The organism is Mycobacterium sp. UM_Kg27, from assembly GCF_000972905.1.
Lineage (GTDB): Bacteria > Actinomycetota > Actinomycetes > Mycobacteriales > Mycobacteriaceae > Mycobacterium.
In genome coordinates, this window is sequence record NZ_JRMM01000076.1 from 1 (window position 1) to 20,338 (window position 20,338).

21 protein-coding genes and 1 pseudogene are annotated in these 20,338 nt (G+C 67.1%); 12 read left to right on the plus strand and 10 right to left on the minus strand.

The genetic code is table 11. The annotated features are described in order from the left end of the window. From LI94_RS13070 to LI94_RS13090, 5 genes are all read right to left on the minus strand, one after another. Positions 1-348, minus strand: a 348-nt coding sequence (locus tag LI94_RS13070; protein WP_046301449.1) for a DUF3054 domain-containing protein, incomplete at its 3' end; no start/stop codon positions are given. A 25-nt stretch (positions 349-373) separates the two neighbouring features. Further along, positions 374-946 (minus strand): hypothetical protein, encoded by a 573-nt coding sequence (locus LI94_RS21900; protein WP_152664821.1) that lies wholly within the window; start codon positions 944-946, stop codon positions 374-376. A 118-nt stretch (positions 947-1,064) separates the two neighbouring features. Continuing rightward, the gene (locus LI94_RS13080) at positions 1,065-1,592 is read right to left on the minus strand and encodes a hypothetical protein (RefSeq protein ID WP_239651219.1); all 528 of its coding nucleotides are present in this window, start codon (positions 1,590-1,592) and stop codon (positions 1,065-1,067) included. Between the two features lie 157 nt (positions 1,593-1,749). Beyond that, positions 1,750-1,932: a hypothetical protein gene (locus tag LI94_RS13085; protein ID WP_024442003.1), complete on the minus strand. Its 183-nt coding sequence runs from the start codon at positions 1,930-1,932 to the stop codon at positions 1,750-1,752. 16 nt (positions 1,933-1,948) lie between these two features. Then, complete coding sequence (locus tag LI94_RS13090) at positions 1,949-3,430, minus strand: amino acid permease (protein ID WP_046301440.1); 1,482 nt, start codon at positions 3,428-3,430, stop codon at positions 1,949-1,951. Between the two features lie 359 nt (positions 3,431-3,789). On the opposite strand from LI94_RS13090, the gene LI94_RS13095 reads away from it, so the two are divergent. Next, complete coding sequence (locus LI94_RS13095; protein WP_046301441.1) at positions 3,790-4,953, plus strand: FAD-dependent oxidoreductase; 1,164 nt, start codon at positions 3,790-3,792, stop codon at positions 4,951-4,953. Continuing rightward, positions 4,950-6,224, plus strand: a complete 1,275-nt coding sequence (locus tag LI94_RS13100) for a cytochrome P450 (protein ID WP_036457640.1) — start codon at positions 4,950-4,952, stop codon at positions 6,222-6,224. Before LI94_RS13095 ends, LI94_RS13100 begins: the two co-directional genes overlap by 4 nt. A gap of 15 nt (positions 6,225-6,239) precedes the next feature. On the opposite strand, the gene LI94_RS13105 is transcribed toward LI94_RS13100, so the two are convergent. Beyond that, the gene (locus LI94_RS13105; protein ID WP_024442006.1) at positions 6,240-6,728 is read right to left on the minus strand and encodes a helix-turn-helix domain-containing protein; all 489 of its coding nucleotides are present in this window, start codon (positions 6,726-6,728) and stop codon (positions 6,240-6,242) included. A gap of 174 nt (positions 6,729-6,902) precedes the next feature. Between LI94_RS13105 and LI94_RS22385 the strand changes: the two are divergent. From LI94_RS22385 to LI94_RS13140, 8 genes and pseudogenes are all read left to right on the plus strand, one after another. Further along, positions 6,903-7,192 (plus strand): annotated as a pseudogene (locus LI94_RS22385) (steroid 3-ketoacyl-CoA thiolase); the annotation flags it as partial. Beyond that, positions 7,189-8,166 carry a nitrilase-related carbon-nitrogen hydrolase gene (locus tag LI94_RS13110; protein WP_046301442.1) on the plus strand — a complete coding sequence of 326 codons (978 nt, stop codon included), beginning with the start codon at positions 7,189-7,191 and terminating at the stop codon, positions 8,164-8,166. The pseudogene LI94_RS22385 and the gene LI94_RS13110, both read left to right, overlap by 4 nt. Beyond that, positions 8,135-8,653 (plus strand): DUF302 domain-containing protein, encoded by a 519-nt coding sequence (locus LI94_RS13115; protein WP_046301443.1) that lies wholly within the window; start codon positions 8,135-8,137, stop codon positions 8,651-8,653. Before LI94_RS13110 ends, LI94_RS13115 begins: the two co-directional genes overlap by 32 nt. After that, on the plus strand, positions 8,650-9,240 hold the full coding sequence (locus LI94_RS13120) for an NAD(P)H-binding protein (RefSeq protein WP_046301444.1): 591 nt from the start codon (positions 8,650-8,652) through the stop codon (positions 9,238-9,240). The genes LI94_RS13115 and LI94_RS13120 overlap by 4 nt, the downstream gene beginning before the upstream one ends. A gap of 208 nt (positions 9,241-9,448) precedes the next feature. Beyond that, on the plus strand, positions 9,449-11,302 hold the full coding sequence (gene dnaK / locus LI94_RS13125; protein WP_024442011.1) for a molecular chaperone DnaK: 1,854 nt from the start codon (positions 9,449-9,451) through the stop codon (positions 11,300-11,302). After that, the gene (gene grpE, locus LI94_RS13130) at positions 11,299-11,919 is read left to right on the plus strand and encodes a nucleotide exchange factor GrpE (RefSeq protein WP_046301445.1); all 621 of its coding nucleotides are present in this window, start codon (positions 11,299-11,301) and stop codon (positions 11,917-11,919) included. The genes dnaK and grpE overlap by 4 nt, the downstream gene beginning before the upstream one ends. A 21-nt stretch (positions 11,920-11,940) precedes the next feature. Next, positions 11,941-13,137 (plus strand): molecular chaperone DnaJ, encoded by a 1,197-nt coding sequence (gene dnaJ, locus LI94_RS13135; RefSeq protein WP_046301446.1) that lies wholly within the window; start codon positions 11,941-11,943, stop codon positions 13,135-13,137. Beyond that, a complete protein-coding gene (locus LI94_RS13140) occupies positions 13,134-13,508 on the plus strand; it encodes a helix-turn-helix domain-containing protein (protein ID WP_024442014.1) in 375 nt (124 codons plus the stop codon). The genes dnaJ and LI94_RS13140 overlap by 4 nt, the downstream gene beginning before the upstream one ends. Here LI94_RS13140 and LI94_RS13145 read toward each other — a convergent pair. From LI94_RS13145 to LI94_RS13155, 3 genes are read right to left on the minus strand one after another with little or no spacing between them, the layout of a single operon-like run. Next, positions 13,505-14,407, minus strand: coding sequence for an aldose 1-epimerase (locus LI94_RS13145; protein WP_046301447.1), 903 nt, complete (start codon positions 14,405-14,407; stop codon positions 13,505-13,507). The genes LI94_RS13140 and LI94_RS13145 overlap by 4 nt on opposite strands. 3 nt (positions 14,408-14,410) lie before the next feature. After that, positions 14,411-15,577, minus strand: a complete 1,167-nt coding sequence (locus LI94_RS13150) for an FAD-binding oxidoreductase (RefSeq protein WP_024442016.1) — start codon at positions 15,575-15,577, stop codon at positions 14,411-14,413. A 36-nt stretch (positions 15,578-15,613) separates the two neighbouring features. Continuing rightward, positions 15,614-16,285 (minus strand): GAP family protein, encoded by a 672-nt coding sequence (locus LI94_RS13155; protein ID WP_024442017.1) that lies wholly within the window; start codon positions 16,283-16,285, stop codon positions 15,614-15,616. A 110-nt stretch (positions 16,286-16,395) separates the two neighbouring features. Between LI94_RS13155 and LI94_RS13160 the strand changes: the two genes are divergently transcribed. Next, on the plus strand, positions 16,396-16,857 hold the full coding sequence (locus LI94_RS13160; RefSeq protein WP_152664822.1) for a hypothetical protein: 462 nt from the start codon (positions 16,396-16,398) through the stop codon (positions 16,855-16,857). Here LI94_RS13160 and LI94_RS13165 read toward each other — a convergent pair. Continuing rightward, a complete protein-coding gene (locus tag LI94_RS13165) occupies positions 16,846-17,466 on the minus strand; it encodes a TetR/AcrR family transcriptional regulator (protein WP_024442019.1) in 621 nt (206 codons plus the stop codon). The genes LI94_RS13160 and LI94_RS13165 overlap by 12 nt on opposite strands. Before the next feature lie 204 nt (positions 17,467-17,670). Here LI94_RS13165 and clpB point away from each other — a divergent pair, with 204 nt between their 5' ends. Then, the gene (gene clpB, locus LI94_RS13170) at positions 17,671-20,217 is read left to right on the plus strand and encodes an ATP-dependent chaperone ClpB (protein WP_046301448.1); all 2,547 of its coding nucleotides are present in this window, start codon (positions 17,671-17,673) and stop codon (positions 20,215-20,217) included. Positions 20,218-20,338: the final 121 nt, after the last annotated feature.

Genomic DNA, 20,338 nt, shown 5'->3' on the forward strand with positions numbered 1-20,338 from the left:
GACAAACTCGACGACAGCTCGCCAACCGAGCAGGAACACGGCGGTGACCGTCGAGGCGACCAGGACGAAGCTGGTGGCCACGCCGGCGGAGGTCGCTTCGCGCAAAAGCATGCCGACGAGCACCGTCGAGATCCAGACCGCCACCCCGGTGGGCCAGAGCGCGGTGGGCCTGCGCCAGCCGCGCGACACCAGCCAGCCCAGCGCGGTGCCACTCAGAAACGGCCAAGCAGTGGTCGCCAGGCCGCTGAGAGTGATGCCCTCGTCGTGGCTGCGCCGGCCAAGAGCGCAGAAGATCAACACTGCTACCACGTCAATCCCGAGCCAAGCTGGCGTGCGCGGTGATCGCATGCGGCGAGAGTACCGGGGCGGGGATCTAGCGCCGCGGCGGCAGTGTGATCACCGTCGGCAGCTCCGGCACCTTGGGGATGGGCGGGATCGTGATCACCGACGGCAGGTGCGGGAGGCGGCGGCGTGGGGACTCGCTTGCGGGCGGTGCCTGCTGCGCCGGCGGCTGCTGCGGCGGGGCCTGCCGGGGCGGGGCCGCCGTCGGCGCAGTGGTGCTGGGCGCACTGGAGGAGCTGCTCGTGCTGCTGGTGGTAGTGCTGCTCGTGGAGCTGGTGGTACTTGACGAGCTGGTTGCCGGGGTGGTGCCACCGCCGGGTCCACGGCTGGTCAGCTGGATGATTCCCCAGACCACCAGCGCGAGCATCACTGCGATAAGCCCGAACCAGGCGATCAGCACCGATCGGCGGCGAAACCACGGAGTGTCCGACACCGCGGTGAAGTCGGTGCCCTGCGGGTCGGTCGGCTCGTCGAAAGCTTGGTACGAGGCGTATTGGGTCGGGGCGTTGCCGGGTGGGTAGTCGGGGCCGCGCCCCGGGTTGGCGGGCCCGAACGGTGCCGGGGGAGGGCCGGGTGGTTGCGGGCCGCGGTGACCGTAGGGCATGGACCGAGTTTGGTCCTCGCTGGGTTTGCCGGAACCGTCCGAAGATCCGAAGCGCGCCATTTCACCGATCGTATCGGAAAGTGCTGACCGGCGACTGGGGCGAGAAATCAGCGAGAAGTCAGAAGGTATCGATGTTGTCGATGCTGACCAGCATGCCGTGACCGGTGCGGTCGTTGGTGAACCGCGTGCCGTTGATATCGGCGTTGATCGTCCAGCCTTGCGCCTGGTAAGTCAGGTAATCGATGGTGACGACCGGGATATCGCCCAGGTTGCCCAGCACCCACTGCACAGTGCCGTCGGCGCTGACACTGACGCCGTTGGCGTGCTGGCCGTCCTTGAGGGGCGTATTGGTGAACTGCGCTTCACAGTCGACCTGGGGTGAGGAGATCTGGCAGCGGGTCCGGCCGGATTTCGTCTCGATGAAGACGTAGCCGTTGTCGTCGGGCGGCAACGGGATGGCGTCGGCCGGCCGGCTCGGGGTGGCGGGCTTGGTCGGACTGGTCGGACTCGATGGACTCGGCGGCGCGGTACTGGTACGCGGTGGCCGGAACGACGGCTCCGGCGGTCCCCCGCCGGGCGCGGCGGTCGGATGGCCGTCGACGGTGCTGCTGCAACCGGTCAGCAGCAGCGCGGCCACCAGCGTCAGCTTTCCGGCCGTCCTGCGCGTCGCCTGGTCTGGTACCTGCACTGATTCCCCCGCTGACGTATGTTGCGGCCAGCGTACGCAACCCGTGACATCAGTGGCTGTAGTGACGCGCGGTACTGCCGGTGCGGCGCACGTCGTTCGGGTGAGGAGCCCGCGGTCAGGAAAAGTCACGGAAGGCCAGCACCGCACCCGCCACGGCAGTGACCGCGGCGAGCGCGTAGCCCACCAGCGACCACCAACCGGCGTGCAGGTAGGCGGTGACGGCCACGATCGCGATGGCGCAGAAGACCAGCACCATTCCATACAGCGGGGGCTCGGCTGCGTAACGGTTGCGGGCCATAGGTTTTTCCGGCCTTCTACTCGTCCTGGTCCGGCTGCAGGGCCGCAGCCGGTGTCTGCACGGGAGGCGTCTCGGCGAGCGCGGCCGCGGCCTGCACCCGGCCGCGCACCAGATACCAGCCGACGATCAATGCCGGTGTGCCGATCAGCAGCACTCCCCGCACGAACGGACCGCTGCGCTGATCGAACAACATCAGGACCAGCACGCCGGCCAGGAACACCAAGGTCACATATCCGCTGTAGGGAGCCAGCGGCATCCGGAATGACGGCCGTTTGAGCACCCCGGCATTGGCCAGCCGGAGCAACCGCAACTGGCAGGCCACGATCGTGGCCCACGCCGCCATGACTCCGACCGCGGCGATGTTGAGCACGATTTCGAAGGCCTGTCCGGGGCGCAGTGCGTTGAGGGCGACGCCTAGCAGGCCGACGCCACTGGTCAGCAGGATGCCACCGTAGGGCACCCCGTTCTTCGAGATCTTGGCGGTGAACGCGGGACCGCTGCCGTTGACCGCCATCGAGCGCAGGATCCGCCCGGTGGAATACAGCCCGGCATTGAGGCTGGAGAACGCGGCGGTCAGCACCACCAGGTTCATCAGGCTGCCCGCGCCGGTGAAGCCGACCTTGGAGAAGAACGTGACGAACGGGCTCTGGTGCTCCTTGAAAGCGGTGTAGGGCAGCAGCAGCGCCAACAGGACTACCGATCCCACGTAGAAGATCCCGATGCGGGCCACCACCGAGTTGATCGCCCGTGGCATGACCTTCTCGGGGTTGGGGGTTTCGCCGGCGGCGGTGCCGACCAGTTCGACCCCGGCGTAGGAGAACACCACCCCGGAGGTCACCAACACCAGCGGGAGCAGGCCGGTAGGCAGGAATCCGCCGTTCTGGGTCAAGAGATGCAGGCCGGTTTCTTGGCCGTCGACCTGGTAGCGGCCGCCGAGGAAGATGGTTCCCACCACCAGGAACGTCATCAGCGCGAGGACCTTGATCAGCGCTGCCCAGAATTCCAGCTCACCGAAGAGCTTCACCGAGATCAGGTTCATCGACAGCACGGCCAACAGGGCGATCAAGGCCAGCGTCCATTGCGGGATCACCGCGAATAGGTGCCAATAGTGGAAGTAGCTGGCGATCGCGGTGGTGTCGACGATGCCGGTCATCGACCAGTTCAGGAAGTACAACCATCCCGCGACGTAGGCGGTTTTCTCCCCGAAGAACTCACGCGCGTAGGAGACGAACGATCCCGGCGACGGTCTGTGCAGCACCAACTCGCCCAGTGCGCGCAGGATCAGGAAGGCAAAGGCGCCACAGACCGCGTAGACGACGAAAAGGCCCGGCCCGGCCGAGGCGAGCCGGCCGCCTGCGCCAAGGAACAACCCGGTCCCGATGGCACCGCCTAGGGCGATCATCTGCAGCTGTCGTGGGGCGAGGTCCTTGTGGTAGCCCTCGTTCTCACGGGTCAGCGCAGCCGAGGAAATCGGGTGCGGGTCGGGGGAAAGTGGCATCGGTGCGAGGGTAACGCACCGGGGTTGCTGGTCAGGACCAATGCCCACGGCGCTCAGGCCCTGCTAATTCGCTATAGCGAGCTGAACCAATTGCCGATGTCGTCGAGGGTGTTCTCGAAGAAGAACCCGATGATGCCCCGGTCAATGACGCGGCAGCTCACGACGTGAAACCACCGGTCCGTGGGGCACCGTCGAGCGGATCGAACGCCTGCAGTTCGACGGGTGACTACGGTTGCGGTTATGGCTGATCGACCCGCGCCAGTCGCAGATGCGCACGAGGTCGCCGCGGCGATGCCCCACGTCGCCAGAATCAAAGGGCCGCAAGGAAATCCGATCTATGAGGTAGGCGGTGAGTCCCGATGAGCAAGCGGATCGCGGTGGTGGGGGCCGGCATCGCCGGGCTGGCGACCGCGGTGGGACTGCAGCGCCGCGGACACGAGGTCACCGTTGTCGAACAACGGACCGACACCTCATCGGGTGCGGGGATCAGCATCTGGCCCAATGCGCTGGCCGCCCTGGACCAGCTCGGCCTCGGAGATGCCGTCCGAGCGGCGGGCGGCCGGATCACCGCGGGGGCGGCGCGCTGGCACGACGGATCGTGGCTACGCCACCCGGCGCCAGAGCGGATGGTCCGGGCACTCGGTGAACCGCTCGTGGTGGTGCAGCGCTCGGTGCTTCGCGACATCCTCGCCGAAGCGCTGGCCGCGGGCAGGCTGCACTACGGGCTCGCCGCCACCGACGTGGCTATGGCGGGAGACGTTGTGGCGCTGCAACTCTCGGATGGAACGGCAGATGAATTCGATGCCGTCGTCGGCGCCGACGGCATCCACTCGGTTCTGGCTCGCCACCTCAACGGCCCGCTGCGCCGGCGCTATGTCGGCTACACCGCATGGCGTGGAATCGCCGCCTACGCGCTGGATCCTGACCTGGCGGGCGAGACGATGGGTCCCGGAGTCGAAACCGGGCATGTGCCGATGGGGCCGGATCTGACCTACTGGTTTGCCACCGAGCGGGTCCCCGAGGGACAACGAGCGCCCGAGGGGGAACTGGCCTACCTGCGAGCCAAGTTCGCCCCTTGGTGCGAGCCCATCCCGAGCATTCTCGCCGCGACCTCGCCCGGCGACGTGTTGCGCGACGACCTCTACGATCGCGCGCCCATTCGGCACTGGGCGCGCGGCCCGATCGTGTTGGTCGGTGACGCGGCCCATCCCATGCGTCCGCATCTCGGGCAGGGTGGCTGCCAGGGGCTGGAAGACGCCGCCATCCTGGCCGAGTTCGTCGATCAGGCACCCGATCTGCCCACCGCCTTCGCCCGGTTCGTCGCGTTCCGGCGCCCACGGGTTGCGCCGCTGGTCCGGGAGTCGGCGTGGTTCGGAAAAGTCGTCAACGCACGCCCCGCCGTGCTCAGCGCCACCGCTAGTCGTGCCACCGGCCTGATTCCAGAAGCACTGCTGATGCGGCACCTGGCAACGGTCGCCGCAGGGTCGGCGTTTGTGTTGCCGACGGCAGGTGCGCCGCGATGAGACCAGGTCTGTGGCTTCGGTGGGCACTGCTGCAGGGGTTTCCGCGGGCGCTTCTTGCGGTGCAGGCGCGGCGCGGCGACCCGATGGCACGCTTGCTCCTCGGGCCACTGCGTGGCGGCGACCCCGAACCGCTGACCGAACAGATCCGTGCCCGTGGCCGACTGACGCGCACGCCGTTCGCTGCGGTGACCGCCGACCACGAGTTGTGCCGAGCAATCCTGCGCGACGACAGGTTCGGAGCGACTAACCCGGTCAATATGAATCTGCCTAAGACGGTGCGCTGGATGATCGACCTGACAGATCCCCGGCTGCCGAATCCGGCGGAGCCCCCCTCGATGCTGGCGGTCGATCCGCCCGACCACACGCGCTATCGGCGTGCGGTGGTGCGCGCGTTCACGCCCCGTGCGATCGACAGGTTGCGGGCCCGGATCGTCGAGATCACCGATGAACTGCTGGATCGGGTGGAATCGGCAGCGCATCCGGATCTGATCGCCGATTTCGCCGGGCCCCTGCCGGCTTTGATCATCGCCGAGATTCTCGGAATCCCCGAGGAGCAGCGCCCGCAGATGCTCGACCGGGGTGATCGTGGTGCACCGTTGCTCGATATCGGGGTGTCCTGGAAAACGTTTCGGGGTGCCATGCAGTCCTTGCGGGAAAACGATCACGAATTCAGCGACCACATCGAACGGTTGCGCACCAACCCCGGTGGCGACATCTACAGCCAGATCATCCGCGACGGGGACCTCGACCGACGCGAACTGGGCGTGACGGCATTGCTGCTCGCCGGGGCCGGTTTCGAGACCACCATCAATCTGATCGGCAACGCGATCGTGCTGTTGCTGCGCCACCGCGAACAGTTGACGAAGTTGCGCGAGGATCCTCCGCTGTGGCCGGGCGCGGTCGAGGAGGTGTTGCGCTTCGACAGCCCGGTGCAGATGACGTCGCGCAACGCCCTCGGCGACCTCGAGCTTGCCGGGTACCACCTCGCTGCCGGCGAAACGGTGGCGCTCCTGCTGGGCGGCGCCAATCGCGACCCCGGCGTTTTCCACGATCCCGGCCGCTTCGATGTCACGCGGGCCAACGCCAAAGAGCATCTGTCGTTCAGCAGCGGGATCCACGCCTGCCTCGGCGCCAACCTGGCCCGTATGGAAGCCACCATCGCGCTGCAGGCGCTGTTCGAGCGGTTCCCCGATCTGCGGCTCGACGGCCCGCCCACGCCGCGCGGGCTGGCCACCCTGCACGGCTTCCGGCGCATTCCGGCGACCCTGTGATCCAGAGCCCGGGTGTCATTCAGGACGTGATGCCTTCGATGTGACCAGCCGTGCACCCAGGTCGCCAGGCTCGACGCGGTGACCTTCGGTGCAGCGGATCTCGACCTGCGCGTCCGCGCCGCAGGCCAGATGCGTCAGGCGTAGCCGGTCACGGTTGGGCAGGTGACGTTGCCCCCACTGGAACATGGCCCAGACCACGGGCATGAAGTCGGTGCCGGCCTCGGTCAGGACGTATTCGTCGCGGCTGCGCTGGCCGGGCTCACGGTAGGGCCGACGGGCCAGCAATCCGAGATCGACGAGTTCCGTGAGCCGTGTTGCGGTGGCGGCCTTGGTGATGCCGACCCGGTGTGCAAAGTCATCGAACCGGGTGGTGCCGTAGTAGGCCTCGCGCATGATCAGCATTGCTGACTTGGTACCCACCGCGGCCATGGTTTTTTCGACCGGGCACTCGCCGATCGCCGACCAGCCATCGCGATCCGCCAGCGGGCCCTGCAGGAAATTCATCTCGATTCACCTCCCGGTCTGGGTTGACCCTACTATACCCAGGGTGTATAGCTGAGTATAGAGAACGATACTCAGCAGGTGGGAGGATTCATGATGGTCGAATATCGAGATCGAGACGCCGTCATCGTCGGAGCCGTCCGCACGCCGACTGGCAAAGGCAAACCTGGTGGTCGCCGTGCCGGGATGACGCTGTCCGACATCGATCTGTTCGAGGTCAACGAGGCGTTTGCGCCCGTGGTGCTGGCCTGGGCGAAGGAACCGGTGCAGATCTGGCCAAGACGAACATCCACGGCGGTGCTATCGCGATAGGGCATCCGCTCGGCGCCAGTGGCGCGCGGCTGATGACCACCTTGGTCCACGCGCTGCGGCACAGCGGAAAACGGTTCGGTCTGCAGACCATGTGTGAGGGCGGGGGCATGGCCAACGCCACCATCATCGAGCGGCTCGAGGGAGCACGGCAATGAACACGATTCGAGCAGCGGCCGTGCAGATCAGCCCGGTGCTCTACAGCCGGGAAGGAACCGTCGAACGGGTGGTGGCCAGGATCGACCACTTGTCGCGCCGCGGAGTGCAATTCGCGGCCTTTCCGGAGACGGTGATCCCGTACTACCCCTATTTCGCTTTCGTCCAACGGCCGTTCGAGATGCGCGCAGAGCACCTCAAACTGATGGAGCAGGCCGTGACGATCCCTTCGCCGGAGATCGAGGCGATCGGCGCCGCGGCCCGGCAGGCAGAAATGGTGGTGTCCGTCGGTGTCACCGAGCGTGACGGCGGGTCGTTGTACAACACCCAGCTGCTGTTCGACGCCGACGGAAGCCTGCTGCAGCGCCGGCGCAAGATCATGCCCACCTACCACGAGCGGATGCTCTGGGGGCAGGGCGACGGCAGTGGGCTGCGTGCTGTCGACAGTGTGGTCGGGCGGGTCGGCCAGCTGGCCTGCTGGGAGCACTACATTCCGCTGGCCCGCTACGCCTTGATCGCCGACGGTGAGCAGATCCACTCGGGCATGTGGCCGGGATCGTTTGCCGGCGAACTGTTCACCCGCCAGATCGAGACCAGCATGCGCAATCACGCACTCGAATCGGCCGCTTTCGTCGTCAACGCCACCGCCTGGCTGGATGCCGACCAACAGGCCCGGATCATGGCCGACACCGGGTGCCCAATCGGCCCGATCTCGGGCGGGTGCTTCACCACGATCGTCACTCCGCACGGCGAGCTGCTGGGGGAGCCACTGCTGGTCGGTGAGGGCGAGGTCGTCGCCGACCTGGACTTCTCGGTGATCGATGCCCGGAAGTCGCAGATGGATGCCGCCGGTCACTACAGCCGGCCGGATCTGCTGAGCCTGCTGGTGGACCGCACCCCGCGTGCACATGTTCGGGACCGCTTCGAAGGATCCACCGAAGCCGATGTCGAGGGGGTGGACCGTGTCGCAGTCTGATCCGCGCGAGCTCCGCTTCTCCGGAGCCAGGGTGTGCTACCAGAGCACGAAGAGCTACGAGGAATTGGCGGCCGCCTTGTTCTCCGAGGTCGGTGTCCGGCCGGTCCCGATCGACGACATCGCGAAGGACTTCGCCGGCTGGGAGTCCTATCGCGATGAGGTCCAAACTCACGTCGGACCTGGGGGATTCATGTTGTTCACGGTCTTCGATCACGGCGGCTGGATCGCCAAGGCCGGCATCGACCGGAAAGCGTTGCGCGTCATCATCGGCAACCCGCTGATCGCGATCACGATGTTGCGCCACGACCTGACCGCGGGGTTGTTTGCACCGGTGGAGTTGCTGCTGATCGGTGAGGAGAACGGCAGCAGTCTGACCTACGTCAAACCGTCTTCGTTGATGGTCGTCGAACCCAACCCTGCCCTGCTTGCAGCCGCAGAAGAACTCGACGTCAAGTTGGCCGCGTTGGCGAGGAAGGTCGCGGGATGACCAAGCGCGTCTTCGTTGCGGGTGCTTCGGGTGTGATCGGCAGCCGACTGGTTCCGCTGCTCGTCGAAGCGGGCCATACCGTCGGCGCCATGACGAGGTCGGCCGAGAAGGCCGACCTGCTGGCCGCAATGGGTGCGCAGCCGATCGTCTGCGACGTATTCGACCGCCCGGCTCTGACCCGGGCCGTCCGACTTTTTGCGCCTGAGGTATTGCTGCACGAGTTGACCGATCTACCCGACAATCTGGCCGACCTGCCCGAGGAGTCGCTGCTCAACGCTCGTATCCGATCCGAGGGCACCCGTAATCTCATCGACGCGTTGGACGGATTGGGCGCGACGAAGATCATCGCCCAAAGCGTCGCGTGGGGGATGCGTCCCGGCGCGGAAGCCGATGCGGTCGCAGTGCTTGAAGAAGCGGTGCTCGCGGCGAGCGGCGTGGTCCTACGCTACGGACTGTTGTACGGGCCCGGTACCTACTACCAGGGCGAGCTGCCTCCGGAACCACGGGTGAACATTGATACCGCCGCCGCGCGGACGTTCGCTACCCTCGGCGCTCCCACGGGCATCCTGGCGGTTGTCGACGGCTGAGTCGACTGCGTCGCGCCGGGCAACCCCTCGGTGCCCGTTTCGCTGCCGCGGTGCCATTCGGGAACAAATCGCGAACCGGGTCCGTTGACCCATTCGACAAGTTGAGTCACAAGCACTCAAGTCTGGGTTGACAGCCAAGCCGCCGAAGGGGCATCCTTGAGCGCAGTCCGCTCAGACTAGGGATATCGTCTACCAGGGAGGAATCACAATGGCTCGTGCGGTCGGAATCGACCTCGGGACTACCAACTCTTGCGTCTCGGTGCTCGAGGGCGGCGACCCTGTCGTCGTAGCCAACTCGGAGGGCTCGCGCACGACCCCGTCGGTCGTCGCATTCGCCCGTAATGGTGAAGTGCTGGTCGGCCAGCCCGCCAAGAACCAGGCGGTCACCAACGTCGACCGCACCATTCGCTCGGTCAAGCGTCACATCGGCAGCGACTGGAAAGTCGAGATCGACGGCAAGGACTACACCGCGCAGGAGATCAGCGCCCGCGTGCTGATGAAGCTCAAGCGTGACGCGGAGGCCTACCTCGGTGAGGACATCACCGACGCCGTGATCACCGTGCCGGCGTACTTCAACGACGCCCAGCGCCAGGCCACCAAGGAAGCCGGTCAGATCGCCGGGCTGAACGTGCTGCGCATCGTCAACGAGCCGACCGCGGCTGCGCTGGCCTACGGCCTGGACAAGGGCCACAAGGAACAGACCATCCTGGTGTTCGACCTCGGTGGCGGCACCTTCGACGTCTCCCTGCTGGAGATCGGCGAGGGCGTGGTCGAGGTGCGGGCCACCTCCGGTGACAACCACCTCGGTGGTGACGACTGGGACGACCGTGTCGTCGACTGGCTGGTCGACAAGTTCAAGGGCACCTCGGGCATCGACCTGACCAAGGACAAGATGGCCATGCAGCGGCTGCGTGAAGCGGCCGAGAAGGCCAAGATCGAGCTGTCCAGCTCGCAGAGCACCTCGATCAACCTGCCCTACATCACTGTCGACGCCGACAAGAACCCGCTGTTCCTCGACGAGCAGCTGACCCGTTCGGAGTTCCAGAAGATCACCCAGGATCTGCTGGACCGCACCCGCAAGCCGTTCCAGTCGGTGATCAAGGACGCCGGTATCTCGGTGTCGGAGATCGACCACGTGGTGCTGGTGGGTGGTTCCACCCGGATGCCCGCGGTCACCGAGCTGGTCAAGGAGCTGACCGGTGGTCAGGAGCCCAACAAGGGCGTCAACCCCGACGAGGTTGTCGCCGTGGGCGCCGCCCTGCAGGCCGGTGTGCTCAAGGGTGAGGTGAAAGACGTTCTGCTGCTTGACGTCACCCCGCTGTCGCTCGGTATCGAGACCAAGGGCGGCGTGATGACCAAGCTGATCGAGCGCAACACCACCATCCCGACCAAGCGCAGCGAGACCTTCACCACCGCCGACGACAACCAGCCGTCGGTCCAGATCCAGGTCTTCCAGGGTGAGCGCGAGATCGCCTCGCACAACAAGCTGCTGGGCTCTTTCGAGCTCACCGGTATCCCGCCGGCCCCGCGCGGTGTCCCGCAGATCGAGGTCACCTTTGATATCGACGCCAACGGCATCGTGCACGTCACCGCCAAGGACAAGGGCACCGGCAAGGAGAACACGATCAAGATCCAGGAGGGCTCCGGCCTGTCCCAGGAGGAGATCGACCGGATGATCAAGGACGCCGAGGCGCACGCCGAGGAGGACCGCAAGCGTCGCGAAGAGGCCGACGTGCGCAACCAGGCCGAGTCGCTGGTCTACCAGACGGAGAAGTTCGTCAAGGAGCAGCGCGAAGCCGAGGGCGGCTCCAAGGTTCCCGAGGACACCCTCGGCAAGGTGGACGCAGCCATCGGCGAAGCCAAGAAGGCGTTGGAGGGCACCGACATCGGCGCCATCAAGGCGGCGATGGAGAAGCTGGGCGTCGAGTCGCAGGCGCTGGGTCAGGCGATCTACGAGGCCACCCAGGCTGAGCAGGCCGCCGCTGGAGCAGAAGGCGCCGGGTCCGCTAGCGACGACGACGTCGTGGACGCAGAGGTGGTCGACGACGGAGACACCAAGTGAGCGAAGAACACTCACGCGAATCGTCTCCGGAGACCATCACCGTCACCGACAAGCGGCGCATCGACCCGGAAACCGGTGAAGTGCGGGAGAGTTCCTCCGGGCCGGCCCCTAGTGGGCCGGCGCCGGAGGAGCCGGCCGCCAGCGAGGACCAGGCCGATCAGGTCGCCGAGCTGACCGCCGACCTGCAGCGAGTCCAGGCGGACTTCGCCAACTACCGCAAGCGGACGCTGCGCGATCAGCAAGGTATCGCCGACCGGGCCAAGGCCGCAGTGGTGACCGAATTGCTCGGGATCCTCGACGACCTGGACCGCGCCCGAAGCCACGGCGACTTGGAAGCGGGCCCGCTGAAGGCAGTGGCGGACAAGCTGACCGGTGTGCTCACCGGAATGGGACTGACGTCGTTCGGCGCCGAGGGCGACGAATTCGACCCGTTGCTGCATGAGGCGGTCCAGCATGAGGGCGACGGGACGCACTCGGTGATCGGCGCCGTCCTGAGACGGGGCTACAAGCTCGGCGAGCAGGTACTGCGGCACGCGATGGTGGGCGTGGTCGACACCGTCCCGGAAGCCGGTTCCGACGGAGCGGTTGTCGACGGCGACACTGCTGAAGAGAATTGACAGGTAAGGAGGTGACGCGTCATGGCTCAGCGTGAATGGGTCGAAAAGGACTTCTATAAGGAGTTGGGCGTCTCCTCCGACGCCAGCGAGAAAGAGATCAAGAGCACCTACCGCAAGTTGGCCTCCGAGCTGCATCCGGATCGCAACCCGAACAACCCGGCCGCCGCAGACCGCTTCAAGGCGGTCTCCGAGGCCTACAGCGTGTTGTCCGATGAAGCCAAGCGCAAGGAGTACGACGAGACCCGCCGGCTGTTCGCAGGCGGCGGGTTCGGGCGGCGCTTCAACGGCGGTGGTGGCTTCGGCGGCGGTAACTTCGACCGGTTCTCCACCGGCGGCGACGGCAACGAATTCAACCTCAACGACCTGTTCGGCGCTGCCGGCCAGACCGGTGGGGCCAACATCGGTGATCTCTTCGGCGGCCTGTTCGGGCGCGGTGCGCAGCAACGCCCGAGCCGGCCGCGCCGCGGCAACGACCTGGAGACCGACTCCGAGTTGAGCTTCCTGGAAGCCACCAAGGGCGTCGAGATGCCGCTGCGGCTGACCAGTGCCGCGCCGTGCACCAACTGTCACGGCAGTGGCGCCCGGCCGGGCACCAGCCCCCGAGTCTGCGTCTCCTGCAACGGATCCGGGGTGATCAGCAGCAATCAGGGTGCGTTCGGGTTCTCGGAACCGTGTACCGACTGCCGTGGCAGCGGATCGATCATCGAACACCCGTGTTCGGAGTGCAACGGAACCGGACGGGCAGCCCGGACCCGCACAATCAATGTACGCATTCCCCCCGGTGTCGAGGACGGCCAACGGATTCGGCTGGCGGGCCAGGGTGAGGCCGGGCTGCGCGGCGCGCCCTCGGGTGACCTCTACGTGACGGTGCGGGTGCGTCCGGACAAGGTCTTCGGGCGCGACGGGGACGACTTGACGGTCACCATCCCGGTGAGCTTCTCCGAGCTCGCTTTGGGCACCACGCTCTCGGTCCCGACGCTGGACGGCAAAGTCGGCGTGCGGGTGCCCAAGGGAACCGCCGACGGCCGGATTCTGCGGGTTCGCGGGCGCGGTGTGCCCAAACGCGGCGGCGGCAGCGGGGACCTGCTGGTCACCGTCAAGGTCGCGGTCCCACCGAATCTGGAGGGTCAGGCGCAAGAGGCGCTCGAGGCGTACGCGGCTGCGGAGCAGGCCAGCGGATTCGACCCGCGGGCCGGATGGGCGGGGAACCGGTCATGAGCAAATCCTCGGAGAGTTCGCGCACCTTCCTGATCTCGGTGGCCGCCGAGCTGGCCGGGATGCACGCGCAGACCCTGCGCACCTACGACCGGATCGGGCTGGTGAGTCCGCAGCGCAGCTCGGGTGGCGGACGCCGTTACTCCGAACGCGACGTCGACCTGCTGCGCGAGGTGCAGCGGCTTTCTCATGACGAGGGGGTCAACCTCGCCGGCATCAAGCGAATCATCGAACTGACCAACCAGGTCGAGGCGTTGCAGTCGCGGGTCAAGGAGATGGCGGCGGAGCTGGACAGGTTGCGCGCCAACCAGCGTCGCGAGATCGCGGTGGTGCCCAAGAGCACCGCCGTGGTGGTCTGGCAACCGCGCCGTTAGCGGATACGGATCGAGAACTGGGCCACGCCGGGCTGGCCCAACCGGGCCACCGCGTAGCCGCCGCGGCGCAGTGCGTCGGTAGGTGCGGCCATGGGCTCGAAGCACACCACGTCTTCGGTGGCCGGAGCGTAGATCTGCGCCGCCGGATAGCCTTGGTCGAAGCGCACCTCGATGCGTCGACCGCCGCCGGAGAGTGCGAACAGCGCTCCAGGTGCCACCTCGTCGAACCCGTGGTCGAACACCGTGTCGCCCAACAACTCTGTCGATACCGGGTGAGGCGTGAGCGCACCGGTCGGGAGATTGTGTGCGTCGACGATCCGGGACCGCATCGCCGGTGTCTCGATGAGCCACTGCGTCCTGGGTACGCCGGGAATGTGTAGGTAGGGGTGGAAGCCGAAGCACAGCGGCACCGCTGTCTCGCTGGTTGCGGTGACCGTGGTGCGCACCGTCAAGGTGCGATCCGCCAGGGTGATGGCCAGCTCCAACAGGTGCGGGAACGGGAACGTCGCCAGCAGGTCCGGGCGGGCCCCGAAGTCCAGTTCCGCGGTCAACGCCGACGCCGATCGCGCGCTCACCCGCCAACCGGGATCCCCGGCCAGGGTGCCGTGGATGGGGGCGCCGTATTCGTCGGCGTGCACCCCGCCGACCCCCGGCGTGAGCGCTACCTCCGTGGCACCCACCTGGTAGCTGTTGCCGCTCAAGCGATTCGCCCACGGATATAACAGCGGAAGGCCCATGGTCTTGTGCTCGGCAACGTAGGCGGCCACCCCCCGGCGCTGGCCGAGCAGTTCCACGCCGTCGTCGCACAGCGACGTCCCGATCATGCCCGCGCCCGGAACGAAGGTCGCCGTCAGCGACGATGACAGATCCATCACCACGCAGGACTCGAGATCAGTCACTTCTCACTCCGACAGAGGGTCGTGTTGAATGCGTTCTGGGGGAGCTCCTTTGGCGATGAGCGCCGCCACGGTAGCCCGCGTCATCTCCGGCCCACCGCAGACCAGAATCTGGCGGTCGCCCCAGCTGCCGTAGCGGGTGACCGCCTCCGCCAATCGTCCGGTCTGACGCAGATGCAATCCCCGCGGCGGGGTCACGTCGGGGTAATCGGCGGCCCATTCCGGGTCGCCCGCGTACTCCGACACCGGCGTCACCGACAGCCACGGGTTGTGTGCGGCGATCTGCCACAGAGTGGGCTGGTCGTAGAGCTCGCAGGGATAGCGGCCACCGAAGAACAGGTGCACCCGCGGGTTCACGCCCCATCGGGTCAGGTCCATGATGATTGCGCGCAGCGGCGCCAACCCGGTACTTCCGGCCACCATCAGCACGTCTCCGGCGTCGCGATCGACGTGCAGACCGCCGTGGGGGCTGGACAGTCGCCACCGGTCACCGGGCCGGGTTTCGTTGACGATCGCGGTGCTGACCAGACCGGCGGGCACCGCGCGGACGTGAAACTCGATGGCCCCGGTCTCGTCGGCGGGCATACTCGGGCTCAAGTAGCGCCATGACCGTGGGCACTGCGGCACCTCGACTTTGACGTACTGCCCCGGGTGATAGGGCAGCGGTTGGTCCAACTGGATCCGGACGACGGCGATGTCGCGGGAGACCCGGAGGTGCTCGACGACGGTGCCGTCCCACCACGCCGGGCCCTCTTCGGCATCGGCGGCGCCGCCCATCACCCCGACGATCAGATTCAGCGCCTCGCGGGCGGCGTCGTCGACGGCTGCGGTCCAGTCTTCGGCCAGCTCCGCACGCAGGGTGCTCAGAAGCACTTGGCCTATCACGTTGTAATGACGTTGCGTCACACCGTACTTGCGGTGGTCACGGCCCAGTTGGGCTAGAAGCGCTATGGGTTCTTGTGCCCGTTGGGCGATGAATTCGCTGAGCACCCAGGCCATGGCGTGGGCGAAAGCGGCCCGCTGGGTGGTCAGGTCGGCGGGGAACAGGTCACGCACCGACGGGTCGGTGCCGAACCATCGGGTGAAGAACCGGGCGACGACACCGGAACCGTCGGACGGCACGGCGAATGCGCCGTGCAGCACGCGCAGCGCGTCGCGATCGTCCAAGCCCACGGCCGCGATCTTAATGCTGGCCGGCGCCGACGCCGGCTATAGCGCGTGAATCCCGTTGTAGACCACCATTGCACCGATGAGGACCAAGATGACGGCGACGAGCGCGGCGTGCTGCTGCTCCATCCAGTCCTTGAGCCGGTTCAGCGCTGGATCCAGTCGGTCGCTGGCCGCCAGGTAGCCGAGAATCGGGATCAGGACCGAGGATGCGGCGAGCAGGACGAAGAAGATGGCCGCCGGCCAACTGTCCTCTCGACGCAGTCCGGCGCTGCCGATGGCCAGGCCGGCCGCTGCGCACATGAACAGCACCTCTGGCCGGATCACGGCCAGCGCAGCGGCCGTCAGGCCAGCGCGCGGCGGGGACATCGCGGTGAATGAGCGCATCCAGCGCGGCATCTCGCCGTGTCCGTGCCGGGTCGTCCACCGGTAGACGCCGAACGCGATCAGCAGCGCACCCACGACAATCCGCAACCACGACGCCCAGGCCGGCGGCGTGGTGTGCAAGCCGCCCAGCAGTCCGGATACGGCGATGAAGGCGGCGGTCAGTGCCGCCAGGCCCACCAGCCAACCGAGCAGGAAGGCCAGCCCGGTCTCGCGTGGGCGCGCGGTGTGCAGCACCAGCACGGCAGGGATGACGGTGATCGGCGAGAGCGCCACCACCAGCGCGAGGGGGATCAACGCGGTCCACACCGAAGCCAGGCTGGTCGTCATAGCAGCACCGTAGTCGACGCGATGGCACGGACCGGTCACCCAGCGCGCCGCCCTTGCTAGATACCCATACGGGGTATAGGTTCAACGGGAAGTGTCTAGGAAGGGCGGACATGTCACCCACGTCAGAATGTCGCGACCGGCCCCCCGGACGCCGGTTCGGGGCCGCGGGAGTCGTTGCCGCGCTGACCTGCACGCTGGCCTGCTGCCTGCCGGCCGCCCTGGCGGCGCTCGGGGCCGGAGCGTCGGCCGCCGCCGGCATGGGGCACGCCGGGCATGCCACCGGCGAATTCCGGGGGTGGTTCGCGGCACTGCTCGACGTGCTGCACCGGCTCAGTCCGGTGCTGCTGACCGCATCGGTCGTGCTCGTCACGGTGGCGTTCGCGCTGCGGCGTCGTGCGGCAGTGCTACCGGCGCTGCTTGCCGGTGTGGTGCTCTACCTCAGCGTGCACGGGCAGGACGATCCCGCCGTGATGTATGCGGGGATGGCGCTGGGCTACGGCGCCTGGATCGCGTTGTACCTGTGGACGCGCCCGCATTCCGGCGCCAGCTCGTGCCAGCCGTCAACTCTGTGACGGGCTTGCCAAGTTCAGCTCGGCCCGGACCAGCCCGGCGGCGAACTTCACCAGCTCGGCACGGCTCACGTGAAGACGGCCGTCGGCCCAGTCGAGGACCAGCGTGGTTAGGGCTCCAGACAGTGCGCTGGCACTCATGGCTTGTGTTGCGGTGACCGCAGACGAATCAGCGACACCGGATGGGCCGATCAGTGCGCCCAGCAGTCCGGGCAGAACGTCGGCGCGATGATCGGCCAGCAGGGTGCTGGATTGCGGCTCCCGCAGCAGGATCCGCAGCCGACGGGGATCTTCCTCGAAATAGGCTGTCGCCCGGTCGAGCGCCACGCTGATCGGCGCCGCTTTGCCGGCGACACCGGCCATGGTGGCAAGCAGTTCGGCGTTGCACTTGTCGTACACGGCCAGGATCAGCTCGTCTGTGTCACTGAAGCTTTCGTAGAAGTAGCGAAGGCTGAGCCCGGCGTCGCGGCACGCCGCGCGCATCGTGACGCCGGCTGTGCCCCCGGTGCCCAGCAGCTCCATTCCTGCCTCAATCAGCTGAGCCCGACGTGCCTGGGACCGGGCATCGTGGGTCTGGCCGCGCCACACCCGTGGCGCCCGTTCGCCACTCATGTGCACCTCCGAATCGTGGGGACGCCTGAGGATACGTTCCCGCGCCCGGTCGCATAGAGGAATCGGTTGATTCCAGTTGCCCGAATGCCGCTCCGCAAAAAAGATGACTTGAGCGGAACAGACTCAACCTTGACGGCGTTGGACAACACGACAAGCATTTTTGGCGGGCACGTGTAGCCCGCTCTGACCCCGAATGGAGGTGTCGTGGACTCGTTCAACCCGACCACCAAGACCCAGGCAGCGCTGACCGCGGCGTTGCAGACGGCTACTGCCGCCGGCAACCCTGAAATCCGGCCCGCCCATCTGCTGCAGGCCTTGCTGACCCAGAACGACGGGATCGCCGCGCCGCTGCTGGAGGCGGTCGGTGTGAACCCGGCGACTGTCCGCGACGAAGCGCAGCGCCTGATCGAGCTGGCGCCGCAGGTGACCAGCTCCAACGCGCAGCCGCAGCTGTCCCGCGACTCGCTGGCCGCGATCACCGTCGCCCAGCAGTTGGCCACCGAACTCGATGACGAGTACGTCTCCACCGAGCACCTGATGGTCGGCTTGGCCACCGGCGCCTCCGACGTCGCCAAGCTGTTGACCGGCCACGGCGCGTCGCCGCAGGCGCTGCGGGAGGCGTTCGTCAAGGTGCGCGGCAGTGCGCGGGTCACCAGCCCTGACCCGGAGGCCAGCTACCAGGCATTGGAGAAGTACTCCACCGATCTGACCGCGCGTGCCCGCGAGGGCAAGCTGGACCCGGTGATCGGCCGTGACACCGAGATCCGCCGGGTGGTGCAGGTTTTGAGCCGGCGCACCAAGAACAACCCGGTGCTCATCGGTGAGCCCGGTGTCGGCAAGACCGCGATCGTCGAGGGCCTGGCCCAGCGCATCGTCGCCGGCGACGTCCCGGACAGCCTGCGAGACAAGACCGTCGTCAGCTTGGACCTGGGTTCGATGGTCGCGGGTGCCAAGTATCGCGGCGAGTTCGAGGAACGGCTCAAGGCCGTCCTGGACGAGATCAAGAACTCCGCCGGACAGATCATCACGTTCATCGACGAACTGCACACCATCGTCGGCGCCGGCGCGACCGGCGAAGGCGCGATGGACGCCGGCAACATGATCAAGCCGATGCTGGCGCGTGGTGAACTGCGGCTGGTTGGTGCCACCACCCTCGAGGAGTACCGCAAGTACATCGAGAAGGACGCCGCCCTGGAGCGCCGCTTCCAGCAGGTCTACGTCGGGGAGCCGTCGGTGGAGGACACCATCGGCATCCTGCGTGGCCTCAAGGACCGCTATGAAGTGCACCACGGGGTGCGCATCACCGACTCGGCGCTGGTCGCCGCGGCCACCTTGAGTGACCGCTACATCACCGCCCGGTTCCTGCCGGACAAGGCGATCGACCTGGTCGACGAGTCCGCGTCGCGGCTGCGGATGGAGATCGACTCCCGGCCCGTCGAGATCGACGAGGTAGAACGTCTGGTGCGCCGGCTGGAGATCGAGGAGATGGCGCTGGCCAAGGAGGAAGACGACGCCTCCAAGGAACGGCTGGTGAAACTACGCAGCGAGCTGGCCGACTACAAGGAGAAGCTGGCACAGCTGACGACCCGGTGGCAGAACGAGAAGGGCGCTATCGACGTCGTCCGTGAGCTCAAGGAGCAACTGGAAGAGCTGCGCGGTGAGTCCGACCGCGCCGAACGCGACGGCGACCTGGCCAAGGCCGCCGAGCTGCGCTACGGGCGCATCCCGGAGGTGGAGAAGAAGCTCGAGGCCGCGCTGCCGACCGCCCAGGCTCGCGAGGACGTGATGCTCAAGGAGGAGGTCGGACCCGACGACATCGCCGACGTGGTCAGTGCCTGGACCGGTATCCCGGCCGGCCGGATGATGGAGGGCGAGACCGCCAAGCTGCTGCGGATGGAAGACGAACTGGGCAAACGGGTTGTCGGGCAACGCAATGCGGTCTCCGCGGTCTCCGACGCGGTGCGGCGTAGCCGGGCCGGGGTCGCCGACCCCAACCGGCCCACCGGCTCGTTCCTGTTCCTCGGCCCGACCGGGGTCGGCAAGACCGAGCTGGCCAAGGCGCTGGCCGACTTCCTGTTCGACGACGAACGGGCCATGGTCCGCATCGACATGAGCGAGTACGGCGAGAAGCACTCGGTGGCCCGCCTGGTCGGGGCGCCCCCGGGCTACATCGGCTACGACCAAGGCGGTCAGCTCACCGAGGCGGTGCGCCGCCGGCCCTACACCGTGGTGCTCTTCGACGAGGTGGAAAAGGCCCACCCGGACGTGTTCGACGTGCTGCTGCAGGTCCTGGACGAGGGCCGGCTCACCGACGGGCAGGGCCGCACGGTCGACTTCCGCAACACCATCTTGATCCTGACGTCCAACCTGGGTCATGGCGGCAGCGACGAGCAGGTGATGGCTGCGGTTCGGGCGGCATTCAAGCCGGAGTTCATCAACCGGCTCGATGACGTGCTGATCTTCTCCGGCCTGGACGCCGACGAGTTGGTGCACATCGTCGACATCCAGCTGGCTCAGCTGGACAAGCGGCTGGCGCAGCGCCGGCTGACGCTGGAGGTCTCGCTGAAGGCCAAGAAGTGGCTGGCCGACCGTGGCTTCGACCCCGTGTACGGGGCGCGGCCGTTGCGCCGGCTGATTCAGCAGGCCATCGGCGACCAGCTGGCCAAGTTGCTGCTGGCCGGCGAGGTGCACGACGGCGACGTCGTGCCGGTCAACCTCAGTGCGGACGGCGAGTCGCTGATCCTGGGCTGAGACGTCCCTCACGACAAGGCCCCCCGGCAGCAGGGGCGGTTTCAAGGGGTCGTCGCAACACTGGTGGTTAATTGGCCAGTAGTAGATCACGCAGACGCTCGGCTGGGGTATCCCAGCCGAG

What these genes read in the sequence shown, in the direction of transcription:
- LI94_RS21900 (WP_152664821.1), bottom strand. Translation starts at nt 946, where the DNA reads ATGCCCTACGGTCACCGCGGCCCGCAACCACCCGGCCCTCCCCCGGCA.
- LI94_RS13085 (WP_024442003.1), bottom strand. Translation starts at nt 1,932, where the DNA reads ATGGCCCGCAACCGTTACGCAGCCGAGCCCCCGCTGTATGGAATGGTG.
- LI94_RS13090 (WP_046301440.1), bottom strand. Translation starts at nt 3,430, where the DNA reads ATGCCACTTTCCCCCGACCCGCACCCGATTTCCTCGGCTGCGCTGACC.
- LI94_RS13095 (WP_046301441.1), top strand. Translation starts at nt 3,790, where the DNA reads ATGAGCAAGCGGATCGCGGTGGTGGGGGCCGGCATCGCCGGGCTGGCG.
- LI94_RS13100 (WP_036457640.1), top strand. Translation starts at nt 4,950, where the DNA reads ATGAGACCAGGTCTGTGGCTTCGGTGGGCACTGCTGCAGGGGTTTCCG.
- LI94_RS13105 (WP_024442006.1), bottom strand. Translation starts at nt 6,728, where the DNA reads ATGAATTTCCTGCAGGGCCCGCTGGCGGATCGCGATGGCTGGTCGGCG.
- LI94_RS13110 (WP_046301442.1), top strand. Translation starts at nt 7,189, where the DNA reads ATGAACACGATTCGAGCAGCGGCCGTGCAGATCAGCCCGGTGCTCTAC.
- LI94_RS13115 (WP_046301443.1), top strand. Translation starts at nt 8,135, where the DNA reads ATGTCGAGGGGGTGGACCGTGTCGCAGTCTGATCCGCGCGAGCTCCGC.
- LI94_RS13120 (WP_046301444.1), top strand. Translation starts at nt 8,650, where the DNA reads ATGACCAAGCGCGTCTTCGTTGCGGGTGCTTCGGGTGTGATCGGCAGC.
- dnaK (WP_024442011.1), top strand. Translation starts at nt 9,449, where the DNA reads ATGGCTCGTGCGGTCGGAATCGACCTCGGGACTACCAACTCTTGCGTC.
- dnaJ (WP_046301446.1), top strand. Translation starts at nt 11,941, where the DNA reads ATGGCTCAGCGTGAATGGGTCGAAAAGGACTTCTATAAGGAGTTGGGC.
- LI94_RS13140 (WP_024442014.1), top strand. Translation starts at nt 13,134, where the DNA reads ATGAGCAAATCCTCGGAGAGTTCGCGCACCTTCCTGATCTCGGTGGCC.
- LI94_RS13155 (WP_024442017.1), bottom strand. Translation starts at nt 16,285, where the DNA reads ATGACGACCAGCCTGGCTTCGGTGTGGACCGCGTTGATCCCCCTCGCG.
- LI94_RS13160 (WP_152664822.1), top strand. Translation starts at nt 16,396, where the DNA reads ATGTCACCCACGTCAGAATGTCGCGACCGGCCCCCCGGACGCCGGTTC.
- LI94_RS13165 (WP_024442019.1), bottom strand. Translation starts at nt 17,466, where the DNA reads ATGAGTGGCGAACGGGCGCCACGGGTGTGGCGCGGCCAGACCCACGAT.